This window comes from Pseudomonas sp. JH-2, from assembly GCF_036231725.1.
Taxonomy (GTDB): domain Bacteria; phylum Pseudomonadota; class Gammaproteobacteria; order Pseudomonadales; family Pseudomonadaceae; genus Pseudomonas; species Pseudomonas delhiensis.
Window position 1 is genome coordinate 25,770 of sequence record NZ_JAZAQP010000031.1, and the last position, 14,557, is coordinate 40,326.

At 61.6% G+C, this 14,557-nt stretch carries 11 protein-coding genes and 2 pseudogenes; 7 read left to right on the top strand and 6 right to left on the bottom strand.

Annotation, left to right across the window (positions count from 1 at the left end):
- Positions 1-19: 19 nt before the first annotated feature.
- Positions 20-1,414 carry an amino acid permease gene (locus tag VV867_RS20175; RefSeq protein WP_328567374.1) on the bottom strand — a complete coding sequence of 465 codons (1,395 nt, stop codon included), beginning with the start codon at positions 1,412-1,414 and terminating at the stop codon, positions 20-22.
- 388 nt (positions 1,415-1,802) lie between these two features.
- Here VV867_RS20175 and VV867_RS20180 point away from each other — a divergent pair, with 388 nt between their 5' ends.
- The 7 genes and pseudogenes from VV867_RS20180 to VV867_RS20210 all read left to right on the top strand — a co-directional run bounded on the left by VV867_RS20180 (position 1,803) and on the right by VV867_RS20210 (position 8,345).
- Complete coding sequence (locus tag VV867_RS20180) at positions 1,803-2,888, top strand: hypothetical protein (protein WP_328567375.1); 1,086 nt, start codon at positions 1,803-1,805, stop codon at positions 2,886-2,888.
- Between the two features lie 276 nt (positions 2,889-3,164).
- Positions 3,165-3,635: a hypothetical protein gene (locus VV867_RS20185; RefSeq protein ID WP_328567376.1), complete on the top strand. Its 471-nt coding sequence runs from the start codon at positions 3,165-3,167 to the stop codon at positions 3,633-3,635.
- Between the two features lie 146 nt (positions 3,636-3,781).
- Positions 3,782-4,537, top strand: coding sequence for a hypothetical protein (locus VV867_RS20190; protein ID WP_328567377.1), 756 nt, complete (start codon positions 3,782-3,784; stop codon positions 4,535-4,537).
- A gap of 1,257 nt (positions 4,538-5,794) precedes the next feature.
- Positions 5,795-6,274 carry a hypothetical protein gene (locus tag VV867_RS20195; protein ID WP_328567378.1) on the top strand — a complete coding sequence of 160 codons (480 nt, stop codon included), beginning with the start codon at positions 5,795-5,797 and terminating at the stop codon, positions 6,272-6,274.
- A 388-nt stretch (positions 6,275-6,662) separates the two neighbouring features.
- Positions 6,663-7,346, top strand: a pseudogene (locus VV867_RS20200) (PAS domain-containing protein); the annotation flags it as partial.
- Positions 7,347-7,448: 102 nt separating this feature from the next.
- Positions 7,449-7,640: pseudogene (locus VV867_RS20205) on the top strand (methyl-accepting chemotaxis protein); the annotation flags it as partial.
- A 426-nt stretch (positions 7,641-8,066) separates the two neighbouring features.
- Complete coding sequence (locus VV867_RS20210) at positions 8,067-8,345, top strand: hypothetical protein (protein WP_109936440.1); 279 nt, start codon at positions 8,067-8,069, stop codon at positions 8,343-8,345.
- A gap of 63 nt (positions 8,346-8,408) precedes the next feature.
- On the opposite strand, the gene VV867_RS20215 is transcribed toward VV867_RS20210, so the two are convergent.
- The 5 genes from VV867_RS20215 to VV867_RS20235 form a co-directional block, all read right to left on the bottom strand.
- A complete protein-coding gene (locus VV867_RS20215) occupies positions 8,409-9,068 on the bottom strand; it encodes a glutathione S-transferase family protein (RefSeq protein ID WP_328567379.1) in 660 nt (219 codons plus the stop codon).
- Positions 9,069-9,347: 279 nt separating this feature from the next.
- The gene (locus VV867_RS20220; RefSeq protein ID WP_328567380.1) at positions 9,348-11,849 is read right to left on the bottom strand and encodes a TonB-dependent siderophore receptor; all 2,502 of its coding nucleotides are present in this window, start codon (positions 11,847-11,849) and stop codon (positions 9,348-9,350) included.
- Between the two features lie 135 nt (positions 11,850-11,984).
- Positions 11,985-12,971, bottom strand: a complete 987-nt coding sequence (locus VV867_RS20225; RefSeq protein ID WP_328567381.1) for a FecR domain-containing protein — start codon at positions 12,969-12,971, stop codon at positions 11,985-11,987.
- Between the two features lie 5 nt (positions 12,972-12,976).
- Positions 12,977-13,486, bottom strand: a complete 510-nt coding sequence (locus VV867_RS20230) for a sigma-70 family RNA polymerase sigma factor (RefSeq protein WP_328567382.1) — start codon at positions 13,484-13,486, stop codon at positions 12,977-12,979.
- 185 nt (positions 13,487-13,671) lie between these two features.
- Entirely contained in the window at positions 13,672-14,289 is a 618-nt protein-coding gene (locus VV867_RS20235; protein WP_328567383.1) for a LysE family transporter, read from the bottom strand.
- Between the last annotated feature and the right edge of the window lie 268 nt (positions 14,290-14,557).

Here is a 14,557-nt window from a genome sequence, read left to right on the forward strand (position 1 = left end):
TGACGGCCATGGGTGGGGGCTACGAAGCGCTGCGTGCAGGCAGCGCGCCGGCTCGCCGGCGGGAGCGGGACAGCCGCACTAGCGCGTAGGAGGCGGCGATAGCGGCGATAGCGATCAGGCACTGCAGCAGGCTGATCTGCATCGAGGGGTCGAAGGCCATGCTCACCAACACCGCCACGATCGACGCGGTCACCAGTAGCGGCAGCCAGGGGTGGCCCCACATCGCGAACTTCAGGCTGCCCTCCTCCACCCATTTGCGGCGCAGCTTGAGCTGCGACAGGCAGATCATCAGGTAGACGAACAGGAAGACGGTGCCGGAGGAGTTGATCAGGAACTGGAAGACGGTATCGGGCCAGACCGCCGCGATGACCACGCAGCCATAGCCCACCAGGGTCGAGGCGATGACGCCGCGCACCGGCACGCCCTTGCGGCTCACGCCGGCGATCCAGCGCGGCGCCTCGTCGTTGGAGGCCAGCACATACAGCAGGCGGGACGAGGTGTAGAGCCCGGCGTTCAGCACCGAGAGCACCGCCACCAGGATCACCGCGGTCAGCATGTGGCCGGCGCCGGGAATACCGATGTGCTCCAGGGTGGCCACGAACGGCGACTTGCCGGCCTTGATCTCGGTCCATGGCTGCGCGACGACGATGAAGAAAGTCGCCAGGACGAAGAACACCAGGATGCGCAGCATCACGGTATTGACCGCCTTGCGGATGTTGCGCGAAGGGTCTTCGGACTCCGCCGCAGCAAGGGTGGCGACTTCCACGCCGGTCATGGAGAAGATGACCACGACCACGCCGGTGAACAGTGACGTCACGCCATGGGGCAGGAACCCGCCATACCCGGTGAGGTTGCCGAAGCTTGCGGTGGAGCCCGGCCACAGCCTGAAGGCATAGGCGCCCGCCACGATCAGGAAGACGACGATGGCCGCGACCTTGACGCCGGCGAACCAGTACTCGGCCTCCCCGAAGGAATGCACCGACATCAGGTTCAGCAGCGTCATGCCCACCATCAGCCCCAGGGCGATGACCCACACCGGTATGTCCGGGAACCAGCCATTGATGATCTGGCCACCGACCACCGCCTCGAAGCCGACCACGATCACCCAGAAGTACCAGTAGAGCCACCCCGTCATGTAGCCGGCCGGACGCCCGAAGGCCAGGCGGGCGTAATCGACGAAGGAACCCTTGGCGGGATGCGCGGCGGCCATCTCGCCGAGCATGCGCATCACCAGCGCGACGATGAGCCCGGTGATGGCATAGGTGATGAAAGCGCCGGGCCCGGTCGCGGCGATGACCGCGCTGGAACCCACGAACAGCCCTGCGCCGATGACGCCACCGAGGGCCAGCATGCTGATGTGTCGCGTCTTGAGGGCACGCTTCAAGCGTGGGTCGTGCTCTGTCTGAATAGGCACTGGTTGTCTCCTTTTATTTTAGTAATCAACACCGCCTTTTCAGAAGGTTAGGGACGCCCGGCGAGGCTGAACATCGACAAAATCCAAGGCACGGGCGGCTGGACTAGACAAATGTATGAAGGAGAGAGGGCGCTGCGCCGAGGGGGCGCCGCACAATTTCAGGGTCGTTCTGGAGGGCGCTCTTACGCTATGAGCCCTCCCCTGCTTCCGGATGTTCCCGGTATGCGGGGATTCGTCTTCTTGCGTCGAGCGGGTGGAGGGGTGGTGTCAGTGGGCGGCAATCGGCCAGAAGCAGCCGGTCTTCAGGTAGCCGCTTCGAGTGGAATCTGGCCATCGATTTGTCGGTGACGCTATGCTTCACGGAAGATCGAATAGAAGGTGTTGAAAAGTGTCTGCCGAGTACATTCTTGAACAATTCATTATTGGATCGCGCTTGCAACTGAGCATCTCCGAGGAGCGCTATAACGAGCTGGCACATGCCCGAAGCGTGTTGTCCGAGGCACTGGCTTTCGAACAACGCTACGAATTATTGCTTGGTAATTTTCTGGCCATGGAACTGGCTTTCACCGAAATTTGCCTGCGTACCAAAGTGGAGCCTCAACATCGGTACGTGGACTCAGCAGAAATCCTAGAGACAGCAAATCGCCATGTCGTGAATATGCTTACGGCTATGCGAGCCTATGCCGACCAGGTAGTGCAGGACTTCAAATGCCTGGAGCTGACTCCTAGCTTCGGCGAGGTGGCTAAGTCGGAGCTGAATGAGGCATTTTCCCGAAGCTCGGACTATCGATTTATGTGCAGTTTAAGGAACCACGTTCAGCATAAGGCTACTGCTGTTCATGGTTTTACAGCGAACGATGATGGGACGAGAGATGCCAACGGCTGGGTCGAAACAATCAGTTTTTATGCAAACAAAGTGACTCTTAGGGCGGATAAGGACTTCAAGCTCCGAGTTCTAGATGAGCAGCCTGAGAAGATCGATATTCGGCGGCGTGCACGACGAAGTGTGCAAGCGGTAGGCGAGGTGCATCTGGCTCTACGCAATTTATCCAAAGACCAAGTAGCGCGAGCTAGGTCAGCAATTGAGCTTGCAATCCGCGAATACAAGGAAGCTGGTGCAACGTCAGCCATCGGCCTTGGTGCTCGACGCGTCGGGGATACCAGCGCAGATGTCGCTCTGCTGCTGGACTGGGATGAGGTTCGACTTCGGCTTGTCGATAAGAACAGCAGCCTTCCACGGCTTTGGCCTCGCCGTAGTCATCGTGAACCGAAGGTTGAGGAGATTATCGCCCTGCGCGAGGAAATGAGGCAGACCCAAGCCCAAGCAGCAGCGCTTGTGTTCATTACCGAAGATCGCTGGCGAGACTACGAAGATGGTCTGCCGATGCCGGAGGGTCTATTTCATCTTTACAAGCTTCAGGTAGGACGCCATCCGACACACTCTCTCCAGCAATCGAATGCTGTCGACGTCTGAAGGAATAGCCACACCGGGTTGAACTCCGTGTCAGAGCCTTACGTATGCCTTTTCAATAACTTATGTATGAGGCAGATGTGGTCGCCGGTCGAGGGAAGAACCTGACCAATAGCCGCTGTTGGTGATAGGCAGCTATTGGCCGGGACTGGCCAGTGCTGGAGTGCATATCCAGGTTGAACGGGGGCTAGAGTAAAGAGTAAATATAGCCATTCTTTACTTAGAGCATTTACTAAATACCGCAGCCCCGCCAGCGCGCTTCTACTTGAGTAGATACTTATGATCCAGGAATCTAGCTATTGGAAAAATGACTTGCTCAAGCTTGCATGTAGGCTTGAGCGCAGGCTGATTCAAGAACGTTGGGGCGAGAAAAATTTCTACACGGTAGAGAAAGAAATATTCATCGGCTTTTATTCAGTTAGAAAATTAATTGAGTCAAAGAGAGTGCCCGACCATATATCGGGAAAGAAATACAATATCCATGAAGTCCCTTACTGCGAAGAACCCACATCGCTAGCTACAAATACAAAAGAAGCTCAGTACGACTTCAGGGCGCTGAAAAACACCGAAATATCAATATACGATCTCTGCAATCAGTTTATTCACAGCCACCACTTTGTGCCTTTCATTCCTGGTGGGAAAAACTTAATAGGCTTCTTCTTTTGCTCTGACCGCAAGCGGAAATCTGGACTTTATTTGATAACACTGTTTGATGTGGTTGAGATTTATCGCTTGGTCGGCAAAAGCTAATTGTACACTATTATGTGCAACACGCTCAGCAAGCGAAACACCACTGCGAGCATTAAACAAGGCGTACCTGAGCGGTTAAAGTATTTAGCTTCGCCCGCTGAATAGTAGCCGCAATCCGTACTTAACCAGAAAGAAATTCTAGCAATATGCGCAATCATCTTGAGGCATTAATTCCGATCTTTATTGACATAGAAGGTGAGCGCTTCAGTCTTCTCGGATCTGGGGTGTTGATTGAGTTTAGAGGGGAAGCTTTTCTATTAACCGCAGGGCATGTTATTGACGGATTTGAGCGCGGCGCTTTAATGGTGCCTCACTCTGACAATAAAATTGTTGAGATTAATGGAAGCTATTCTTATATCGATCCAAGTGACGGCAGAAATTTCGATAACTTGGACTTCGGATATTTCAAACTTGAAAAATCATTCGCTGAAGGAATGAAGGAATTATTTTATGCCATACCTGAAAGCGAGCTCGGAATAAAGGGAGACTATAGCGACAAGGAACTAATGACATTCGGCGGCTTTCCTATTCGAAAGCATAATGTAGCTGGCAGCGTGGCAACTACAAAAGAGTACGCTTATGGAGCGTATCACGCAGCCGCTTCGGACTATGCCACGCTTAGGTGCAAACCTAGACTCAACATAGTTGCAAAATACAACAGAAACAAAACCGTCGACCCATCAATTGGCAAGATACAATCTGCACCTCTGCCACACGGAATAAGCGGGGGAGGAATTTTTATATGGCCACCCGTACTTAAAGACTTGATCCCAGATTATCGCAAGCTTATTGGCATCGGGCATACATATCTGAAAAATGGCGGTTATTTTATCGGCACTAGATTAGAGATTATACTGACTGCAATACTTAAAAATAATCCTCATCTAGCCATCCAAACTTAACACAGCGCCCAAGCTGGCAGCTCTCAACTCCGCGTTAGAGACCATGTGAGATCGATGGCAGAGCGACCGCTTCTGGCCGATAACTGCCTGTCGTCGACTCGTGTAATCCCCTGTCTCTTTCGTTCACTACACGGCGCGATTGATCATCGTGGTGGTCATGACGGACAGGTGTATTCGTACACAAATAAAAAAAGCAGCCCTCGGGAGCTGCTTTTCGATCCTACTCTCCCTTTTTATGCTTATGGGGTTTCAGGTCTGGATGATCCTTTTGCCTTTCGGGCGTGACTCTCTGCCTCTTGTCCGGAGTACCATCTTCGTTTGTTCTTTTAGGGCCAGGCTTGATACTCATGGTTGACTTCCTTTATCGCTTGGGTTGTTAAATCCTGTTTTGTAATTAGCCCAGCCCCTTACAGCTGTCAAACAGGAGGCGGGCAAGGGTGACGAAGTCATGGTGCAGGCATTCGGTCGTCAATAGATGACTTGGTCACGCCTCAGAAATTAATCGGTCCTGAGCTTTTAGACATCTACGAGATATCCGCTTCTGGCCGGAAGCGGCCCCTTTTGTGAGCGGAGGCGGTACCGCGGCACCGCGCAATGGCCCCTTTTCCCTTGCTGGCGCGAGCAGAGTTCGATACGAACCCAATGCCAGTGGGGGCCGTTAGGAGTAGCGAAATAGGCGAACGATAGTCGCGCCTAGTTGCTCCGCGCTGGGGGAGCCGTCCAAGTGCCAGTTGGCAACAGCTGCAAACCGGAATATGCAGGGGCGACCTTGATGTGATCCTTGGCAAGTAGACCAGAAGTCTTCCTCAGATGTGATGGCGTCCAACTGCATCTCGAACGGACCGGCCACATCGCAGGTGTATTGCTCCCCAGGCAGGCGGAAATCGTCGTACTCAGGTTTTAGCTTCGGCATACATACGCTCCTAGCGCTCATCGATAGGACCGTTTTGCCGCAAGCCACCAACGGATGGAAACCCTACAGGGGGGCACGCTGATACGAGGCGCTCGATGCCTGCTTCAGGTCGGAATCGAGCGTCTAATATAAGCAGCTTCCGCCCCAGATTGTGTGAAAACCAATGTTGCCTTCCGCCACAGGTTGAATCGTCCCTAGTTTCGTGAACAGTCGATGTCCGCTTCTGGCCGGAAGCTGCCTTTGCCTAGGGGCCGCAATCGGCCAGAAACGGACGTTTGCGCATACAATAAGCGCCTGATCTTTCCGATCATGAACATAGCTACCCGAACAAGGAACTCGCCTCCATGGCCTCCTCAGACAAACAGAAAAAGCGTGCCCAGCGGGCCAAAGCCAAGGCCAAGCAGAACCGCATGGGCAAGCCGAAAGCCAATGTCATCCATCCGCTTCTAGCCAACCCGCTGATCAACGAGCCGTTCGACGATTTCGAACTCGACCTGAGCACCTTCGACTTCAAGGACATCCAGGAGAACGGCTTCGACCCGGTGTATTTCAGCGATCTGTTCGAGGCCATGAGAGAAGCAGAGGACATCAGCCTGCTCGCCATGTGCCTGGTGTTCCTGCAATACCCGGTGTTGCAGTTGGTGGTCGCCGAGGAACCGGAAGAGGCTACGACCGATTTCATAATGGGCCTGCTGGTCGTCTACCGCGAGATCTTCCACGATGAAGACGAAGACATGGCAATGGCCTGGATCGAAAGCAACGCCTTCCTGAGCGCCTATAACGAAGCGTCGGCGATCCTGCAGAAGAAGATCGCTCGCGCCTGAAGAGAGCACCTCATGGTGCGATCTTGCTCATGCCCACCAGTGCAGCGGAAACGTGCCTGGCTGCGCTCTCGGTGGTTAGAGCTACCGCTCCGGCAGGAGTGGCCAGTCGTTCTGGGGAAATCACTCTCCATGTACCGACTCGCATCGATATCAGATATGAGTCGGAAGGGGAGCCTTGTAGCCTGCCACTGCCATCGCTCATTTGCCTCAAGGCGTTCAAGTACCTTCAAGAGCGGTTGCGTGATCGGCGCACGAACCGGTCGTGAAGCTTGCCCTCTCACCCACAACCCAAAAACAACCACCCCCTTCCCTCGCCCACCCCTTTTACATATAAGATATGATTTCATACTAATTTGACATCACCGCAAGCGACGAGGAGTGGCGAAGCATGTGGTTCGCAAAGGGTGCGAAGGAACTGGCGGGTGAGGTGAGCGAACTGTGCCGGCAGTGGCTGGCGGGCAATTGGCGCAGCCCGGCCGCCGCTGCCGTGCTGCGTCGCCACCGGGACCTTGCGCAGGCCCTGCAGGACGTCCAGGACCACTGGCAGCGGGATCGCGACACTCTTGAGCACCAGGCGGAACGCCACGCCCCCGTCGATGAAACCCGACTGCAGGAACTGCAGGCATCGCTCGGGGCTCGGGAGCGACAGTTGGCCGAGACCGAGCAGGCCCTGAAGCGCGCCGAGGAATGGGCCGCCGCGGTCGAGGCCGAACGCGCGCGGCTTCTGGAGGAGCAGCAGGTCTGGGAGCTGACCAAGCAGACGCTGACCGAGGGTTGCTGGGACCTCAGCGTGGTCGATGGCAACCCCGACCACCCGGCCAACGTGATTCGCTGGTCGGATCAGTTCCGCTCGTTGATCGGCTACAACCGCCAGGAATTTCCCGATGGCTGGGACAGCTATTTCGCCATCACCCAGCCCGAGGACCAGCAGCGGGTCATGCAGGCCTTCGGCGAGATGATGGCCGACCCCACCGGGCAACGCGTGTACGTCGTCGAGTACCGCATGCGCCACAAGACCCGCGGCGATTTGTGGTTCCGCGAGCGCGGCCGCTGCCTGCGCGATGCCAATGGCGTGCTGTTGCGGGTCACCGGCGCCACGCGGGAAATCACCGACGAGAAAGCCGCGCAGGCCCTGCGCGAGCGGGAGCAGGTCAGCATCCAGAACACCTATGCCGAAATCTCCCAGATGGCGGGCGTCATCAAGGGCATCGCCGAGCAGACCAACCTGCTGGCCCTGAACGCGGCCATCGAGGCGGCGCGGGCGGGGGAACAGGGTCGCGGCTTCGCCGTGGTGGCCGACGAAGTGCGCAACCTGGCCAAACGCACCCAGGACTCCGTGCTGCACATCCAGTCGATGCTCAACAAGCAGCATGGCAAGGGCTGATCTCAGCGAAATCGGCCCCTGCCCCATCCGAAATCTCCCACCCATATTCGCCCTTGTGAGCCTACAAACCCCGTCGCTAGATTCCGTTCCTGCCACGGTCGATCCCGTGGCCCGGATCGCAGTCCGGAATTGTCTATTTGCGCCAAAAGCGCCAAAGCTCCCAGCACCGGCGCTTTTTCTCGCCTGTTGCTTGAGCAGCCATGGCGGATCGTGCGGGGCAGGTTTCTGCCTGGCCGGGTAAATGCGCACTAGACAACCGGTACTGCGACCCCGCACGGTCCGCCGCCCTTTCCGGGCGGGCGGCTCCTTCCTCCGAACCAGGAGCAACGGAAATGCCTCATCACCCTCTGTTCGTTGTGCGTGCCTTGCCATCCCCCCTGCCCTGCGCCTCCGCCCCGGAGGTGCGCCATGCCTGATCGCAAGCTGGTACCGCTGCAGGCCCAGGCCTATGAAAGCGTGCTGTATGTCGACCTCTCCGCGCCGTCGGAGCACCTCTACGAAGTGGCCGAGCGCCGGTTGAACGCGCTGGAGGACCTGCTGCGGGTGCTGGAGGTGCACGAAGGCCATGATGTGCTGGTGCATGAAACGGCGCGCGTGGCTTCCGCCCTGGTGCCACTGGTGGGCGAAGCGCGGCAGTTGTACGAGCTGGCGCGCCGGCGCGCGCTGGAGGCGCCCGCCGGCGCCTGACCCGCAATCGCTGCCCTGCCAGGCCGGCGCCCGTTCGACGGGGCCGGCCTTTTTCATCCCGGCTCAGTCCCGGTCGGGCGCGCCCAGCGGGAACAGCGGGCGGTAGGGCCGGGCCTCGTCCACCGCCCGGGCGAACGAGGGGCGCGCCAGCAGGCGGGCCCGGTAGGCGCGCAACGTCGGGTAGTTTTCGCCGATGGGGTGCGTCCAGTCGGCATAGAACAGCGAGGGGGCTGCCGCGCAGTCGGCCAGGGTGAAGGCTTCGCCCGCGGCCCAGGTGCGGCCGGGCAACTGGCCCTCCAGCCAGGCGTAGGCGCGTTCGAGCTTTTCCACCGCGTCGGCCAGGGCTTCCTGGCGCTTGGTCGCATCGCCGGTCAGGGCGCCGCCCACGGCATGCTGCACCGGCGTCATCACGTGCAGGTCGAAGAAGCGGTCGAGAAAGCGCACGTCCAGGGCCGCCAGGGGCTCGTCCGGCAGCCAGCGCACCGGCCCGCCCCGGGTGAGCTGCAGGTACTCGATGATGATGCTGCTCTCGGCGAGGCTGCGCTCGCCGTCCAGCAACACCGGGAACTTGCCCAGCGGCCACAGCCGCAACCACTCCTCCGCGTGCTGCGGCGTGTCGGGGCCCAGGCAGCGGAATTCGAAGGGTATCCGGTTCTCGTACAGCGCCATCAGCACCTTCTGGGTGTACGAGGAAAACGGGTGACCGTAGAGCACGAGCGCCATGGCAGACCGCCTGTTTGTAGTGGATGTGCCAGCGGCAAGTGGTAGCACAGCCCGGCGGAGCGCGCCGCGAATCCGACGGCCGACCCGTCGCGCCGGCCGCGGCTTGCCGCCCGGCCGGTAGCGCTCCGGGGCAGCCGGCCATTTAGGGTCGAAAGCTGCCGGCGGGCCGATCCCGGCGCCTCCTGCGCCAGGCTCGCGAGCATTGGCAGGTAAGGCCGCAACGCGTCCTGCCAGGGGAAGGCGCCCCACGATGTGAAGCGCCCACCAGAGGGGCAGACGTCAGAACGAGCCCTGCAGCGTGACCATGAAGTTACGCGGCTCGCCGTAGAAGTTGCCCCAGGAAACGGCCCCCACGCTCTGGTAGTACTTCTTGTCGAACAGGTTGTTGCCGTTGAGGGCGACCGACCAGTGGTCGTCGATGCGATAGCCCAGGCGGCCGCTCCAGATGGCGTAGCCGGACTGTACCGACTTCACGCTGGACGACGTGACAGAGGTGTCGCTCTGCGTCGTAATTCCGGCGCCCACGCTCCACCGATCCAGTTCGCCAGCCAGTTGGTAGTCGGCCCAGGCGCGGAACAGGTGGCGCGGGAAATAGGTGACCGCGAAGGCCGTTTCCTGCGGGTTGTCGTCCGCGCTCTCGAGGTATTTGGTCTGGGTGTAGGTATAGCCGGCCAGCACCTGCAACCTGTCGATCACCTCGCCGCTGATTTCCGCTTCGAAGCCCTGCGCCCGTACCTTGCCCGCATCGCTGTAGCAGTAGCCGTCCGAGGAGCCGGGGCAGGCGCTGTCGTAGTTCGCCTCGGCCCGGTGCTCCTCGATCGTGCGGAAGAGGTTGAAGGCGGTGTTGACGCGGCCGTCCATCAGCTCACCCTTGAGCCCGACTTCGTAGCTGCCGCCGGTCCTGGGCCGCAGCGGGCTGCCGGATTCGTCGGTGTAGGTGCTCTGGGGCTGGAAGATATCCGCGTAGCTGGTGTACACGGACCATTCCTCGTTCAGGTCGTAGATGAGCGCCGCGAAGGGCGTGACCTGGCCGTTTTCCTGGCTCTTGTCGTGCTGCCAGTAGTCCCAGGCCTGGGTGTAGGAGTCGCGGTTGTTGCGGTACCAACTGACGCGGGAGCCGAGGACGAAGGTCAAGGGCTCGGCCAGCTTCAGCCGGAGCGTGGCGTAGGTGCCGAACTGCCGGGTGTCGGACTCGGTGGGAACCGGGCCGCCCCGGTAGGAGTTGGGGGCGTAGAAGCTGTCCGCCGGCTCGGGCATGTGCGGGTTGGGGTTGAGGGGGTCCTGGGAGACGCCGAGCAGGCTGGTCATGTTGATCAGCGCCCAATGGTCATGGGTCTTCGCGCGGCTGGCGTTGGCGCCGACGGTCAGCTCGTGCTGCAGGCCGAAGGCATCGAATTTCCCGTCCAGGTAGGCATCGAAGCCGTAGTCGGTCTGGTCGTAGTCGAACAGCCCGGAGTAGACCGAGGAAGGCGCCGTGGTGGCGCCCGGAGCAACGCCGCCTGGCGTCTCGGACAGGGCGTACTTGATGTCCTGGTCGTTGTGCGTCCAGACACCGGCGAACTTGAAGGCCCAGTCCTCGTTCAATTGGTGGGACAGGTCGGCAAACAGGGTGGTGCGCTCGCTATCCCAGCTGTTCCAGGACGCCCCCAGGCAGGTCGAGCGGCTGAGCTTCAGGTCCGAGCCGTCGCTGTAGCGCGGCAGGCCGTGCCAGCAGGGCCTGGCATCGAGCCGCTCGTAGGCGACGCCCAGCCCGACGGTGGTGTCCGGCGTAACGTCGTAGTCCAGGGCGCCGTAGAGGACCTGGTCCTTGCGCTTGCCCAGATCGTAGAAATACTGCCGGTCCTGCAGCGCCACCACGGTGCGCCCGCGCAGCGTGCCGGACTCGTTGAGCGGGCCGCCGCTGTCCACCTGGCCGCGGTAGTCGTCCCAGGAGCCCGCCGAGAGCGTCAGGTGGGTGGTCGGCGTGCTCTGGCCACGCTTGCGTACGAAGTTGACCCCGCCGGTGGAGCTGCCCGAGCCCTTCATCATGCCCGCCGCCCCCTTGAGCACCTCGACCCGGTCGTAGAAGGCCATGTCGCCGGAGAAGCTGTTGGCCTGGACGTATTCGCCCCCGACATCCAGCGGCACGCCGTCGTACTGGTACTGCCCCTGCATCATGAAGCCGCGGGAGTAGAAGTACTTGCCGCCCATGGGCGACTCGTACACGGTGATGCCCGGAGTCTTCTCCATGGCCTGGTCGATGGTGGTGATGTTGCGGTCGTCCAGGTACTGGCGGGTCAGGACGGTCACCGCCTGCGGCGTTTCGCGCAGCGTATGCGCGCCCTTGCCGATGGTCACCGCGCGGGCCGAATAGGACTGGGTGCCCTCGCTGGTCGGGTCGAGCTGCGGGCTGGAGACGGTCGTGGCGCCCATCTCCAGCACCGCGCCGGACTGCGGCGCGGGCACCAGGCCGTAACCGCCGTTGTCCAGGCGACGCACGCTCAGCCGCGTGCCGGAAAGGATGCGGGCGAAGCCGTCCTCGATGCTGTACTCGCCGTTGAGCCCGGCGCTGCGCTTGCCTTCGGTCAGCCCGGCGTTCACCGAGATCGGAATGCCCGCGCGCCGGCCGAACTCGCCCAGCACCTGATCCAGCGGGCCGGCGGGGATGGCGTATTGCTGGGTCCGCGTGGCCGTGGTTTCGGCCTGCGCCGGCAGGGCCGGCAGCAGGGCGAGCGCGGAACAGGAGAGCATGGCCAAACCGAGCGATTGGCGCAGAGCGCGAGCGATGGGGTGAAGCGTCATGGGCAGAGGGTCCGTTTCTCGTTGTGGGCCCGCGTGTGCGAGCAGGGATTTCCCCCTAGGCCAAGCGAGAAACGAAAACCTGCCACTTTCTTGAGAATTATTTTCATCGCCACGCTGGAGGGGGCGCTATCCGCCTCAGCGAGGGCCTACCGTCACCCAGTAGCGGGTACGCCGCTGGACCCTGACCGGCAGGCTGTCCGCCAGCATGGCCAGCACCTGGTCGGTATCGCCCAGCGGGTAGGAACCGCTCAGGCGGATGTCCGCCACCGCCGGGTCGCAACGCAGCAGGCCGGGGCGATAGCGATCCAGCTCGGCGAGGAAGTCCGCCAGGCGCATGCGCTCGGCGATCAGGTAGCCATCGACCCAGGCGCCCTGGTTCACGTCCAGCGCCTGTGGCCTGTCCACGCCAGCCGCGCCGATCCGCGCCTGCCAGCCCGCCTCGATCACCGTCGGCGCACCGCCCGCCAGGGAGCTGGCGGCGACGCGCCCCTGGGTGACCGCCAGGAAGGTGCCCTGCCCGTCGTTCTCCCGCCGGACCCGGAAGCGCGTCCCCAGGGGCTGCAGCATCGCCTCCTGGCTGACGACACGGAACGGCCGCCCCGCGGCATCGCCGGCAGTGAGAATCTCGATTTCGCCATGGCGCAGGTACAACTCGCGCGCACTGTCGGTGTAACGCACATCGACTGCCGTGGCGGTATTGAGCCAGAGGCGCGTGCCATCGGGCAGCGCCTGCTGGCGGCGTTCACCGGTGCCGGTGTGGTAGTCGGCCATGGCGCCCTGCACCCAGTGGCTGTCGCGCCCCTGCCAGGCAAGCCCGCCGAGCAGGCCGAAGCCGACCAGCACCTTGAGCGCCTTGCGCCGGTCCAGCTCGCTGTAGTGGCGGCGCCCGGCCAGTTGCCGCGCCAGCGGGTCGGCCAGCGGGCCGGCGTGGCGCTGCAGGCTGAGCGGAATGCTGCTCAGGCGCTGCCAGGCGCGCTCATGCTCGCTGCTCGCCTCGCGCCAGTTCAGCAACTGGCGCTGCTCGACATCGCTCATGCAGCCCGACTGGGCCAGGGTGAACCAGGCGATGGCCTGGTCGCGGATGACCGCGGGGATGGGGCGGGAGTCGGTATCGCGGGGCATGGCACTCACTCGAAGCGGCTGGCGTAGCAGGCGGCGAAGGCCTTGCCCATCGCCTTTTGCACCTGGTTGACGCTCAGGCCCAGGTGCGCGGCGATCTGCGGGTAGGTCAGGCCGTCGAGCTGTGACATCAGGAAGATCTGCCGCACCTGCGCAGCGAGGCCGTGCAGCAGTTCATCCACCTCCACCAGCGCTTCGATCAGCAGCAGGCGCTCTTCTTCGGAAGGCGCCACCCGCTCCGGGCGCGCGGCCAGCGCTTCCAGGTAGGCGCGCTCCACCGCCTGGCGTCGCCAACGGTTGACCAGCAGGCTATTGGCGATGGTGGCGAGGTAGGCCAGCGGCTGACGGAGGTCGGCAAGGGGGCTGCGCGAACGCATCACGCGCACGAAGGTATCCTGAGCCAGGTCCTCGGCATCGGCATGCCCGCCCAGACGGCGCTGCAGCCAGCCCTTCAACCAGCCGTGGTGGGCAATGTAGAGCCGTTCAACATCCCGTTCGAATGCCTGCTCGCGGTCCATGAACTTCCAGTCTTGTCAAACATGATAATCGTTCTCAACAGTACTGGATTTACCCTGCCCGGCGCAATTCGCCGGAGCGCCTGGCCGCTGCAGGACATGCCCTACGGCTCGCGGGAATTCAGGGTACGCGACTGCAATGGCTATCACCTGGCCTTCGCCCAGCAGGCAAGCCCGCCGGCTGGCGCCTAGCGCATGGCCGCCAGCTTGATGCCGAACCCCAGCAGGCAGGCCCCGGCCAGGCGCTCCAGCAGATTGGCGACCCGCGGATTGGCCCGCATGCGCTCGGCCAGTTTGTGGGTCAGCAGAACGGCCGCCAGGCCGTAGAGGAAGGTCACCACCGCCACGGTCACCGCCATGAAGGCGAAGGTCACCAGCCCCTGGTGTCTCAGCGGGTCGATGAACAGCGGCAGGAATGCCATGTAGAACACGATCGCCTTGGGGTTCAGCAGCGTGATCAGCATGGTCTGGCGCAGGTAATGGCCGCTTTGCATGCTGCTCTTGCGGGGGGCGCTGCCCGGCTTGCTCAACAGCATCCGCAGCCCCAGCCACGCCAGGTAGGCGGCGCCCAGCCATTGCACCGCATGGAAGGCCGCGGGGTAGGTGGCCAGCAAGGTCGCCACGCCCGCCACCGCCATCCACAACAGCACCTGATCGCCGAGGATCACCCCGCAGGTTGCCGCCAGCCCGGCCTTGATGCCGCCCTTGCCGGTGGCCGTGATCAACGCGAAGTTACCCGGCCCGGGAATGGCCAGCAGAACGATGAACGCAACGAGGAACGCGCCGTAATCGGTCACTCCGAACATGAATGGATCTCCTTGGCGAGGCAGGGGCGCTGAAACGGTCCAGTCTATCACCGGCGCCGAAGAGCGCTTGGGGGATGCCTGCTCCGGCGCGTTGGCAACGGCTCGCCAGAAGCCGCCCCAATCCTGGCTTCCCCCTCATCACACCCGCAAATGCGAGAACGTAGGGCGCATAACCGTTCGCGGTCATCCGCCGTTGGCCGTACCACCGGGGCGTTCGGCGTGGTCGGTGAATCCCATCGCGGACGGAGTCCGCTCCTACGGGATATAT

What these genes read in the sequence shown, in the direction of transcription:
- VV867_RS20195 (WP_328567378.1), top strand. Translation starts at nt 5,795, where the DNA reads ATGGCCTCCTCAGACAAACAGAAAAAGCGTGCCCAGCGGGCCAAAGCC.
- VV867_RS20225 (WP_328567381.1), bottom strand. Translation starts at nt 12,971, where the DNA reads ATGCCCCGCGATACCGACTCCCGCCCCATCCCCGCGGTCATCCGCGAC.
- VV867_RS20210 (WP_109936440.1), top strand. Translation starts at nt 8,067, where the DNA reads ATGCCTGATCGCAAGCTGGTACCGCTGCAGGCCCAGGCCTATGAAAGC.
- VV867_RS20235 (WP_328567383.1), bottom strand. Translation starts at nt 14,289, where the DNA reads ATGTTCGGAGTGACCGATTACGGCGCGTTCCTCGTTGCGTTCATCGTT.
- VV867_RS20185 (WP_328567376.1), top strand. Translation starts at nt 3,165, where the DNA reads ATGATCCAGGAATCTAGCTATTGGAAAAATGACTTGCTCAAGCTTGCA.
- VV867_RS20220 (WP_328567380.1), bottom strand. Translation starts at nt 11,849, where the DNA reads ATGACGCTTCACCCCATCGCTCGCGCTCTGCGCCAATCGCTCGGTTTG.
- VV867_RS20230 (WP_328567382.1), bottom strand. Translation starts at nt 13,486, where the DNA reads ATGGACCGCGAGCAGGCATTCGAACGGGATGTTGAACGGCTCTACATT.
- VV867_RS20215 (WP_328567379.1), bottom strand. Translation starts at nt 9,068, where the DNA reads ATGGCGCTCGTGCTCTACGGTCACCCGTTTTCCTCGTACACCCAGAAG.
- VV867_RS20190 (WP_328567377.1), top strand. Translation starts at nt 3,782, where the DNA reads ATGCGCAATCATCTTGAGGCATTAATTCCGATCTTTATTGACATAGAA.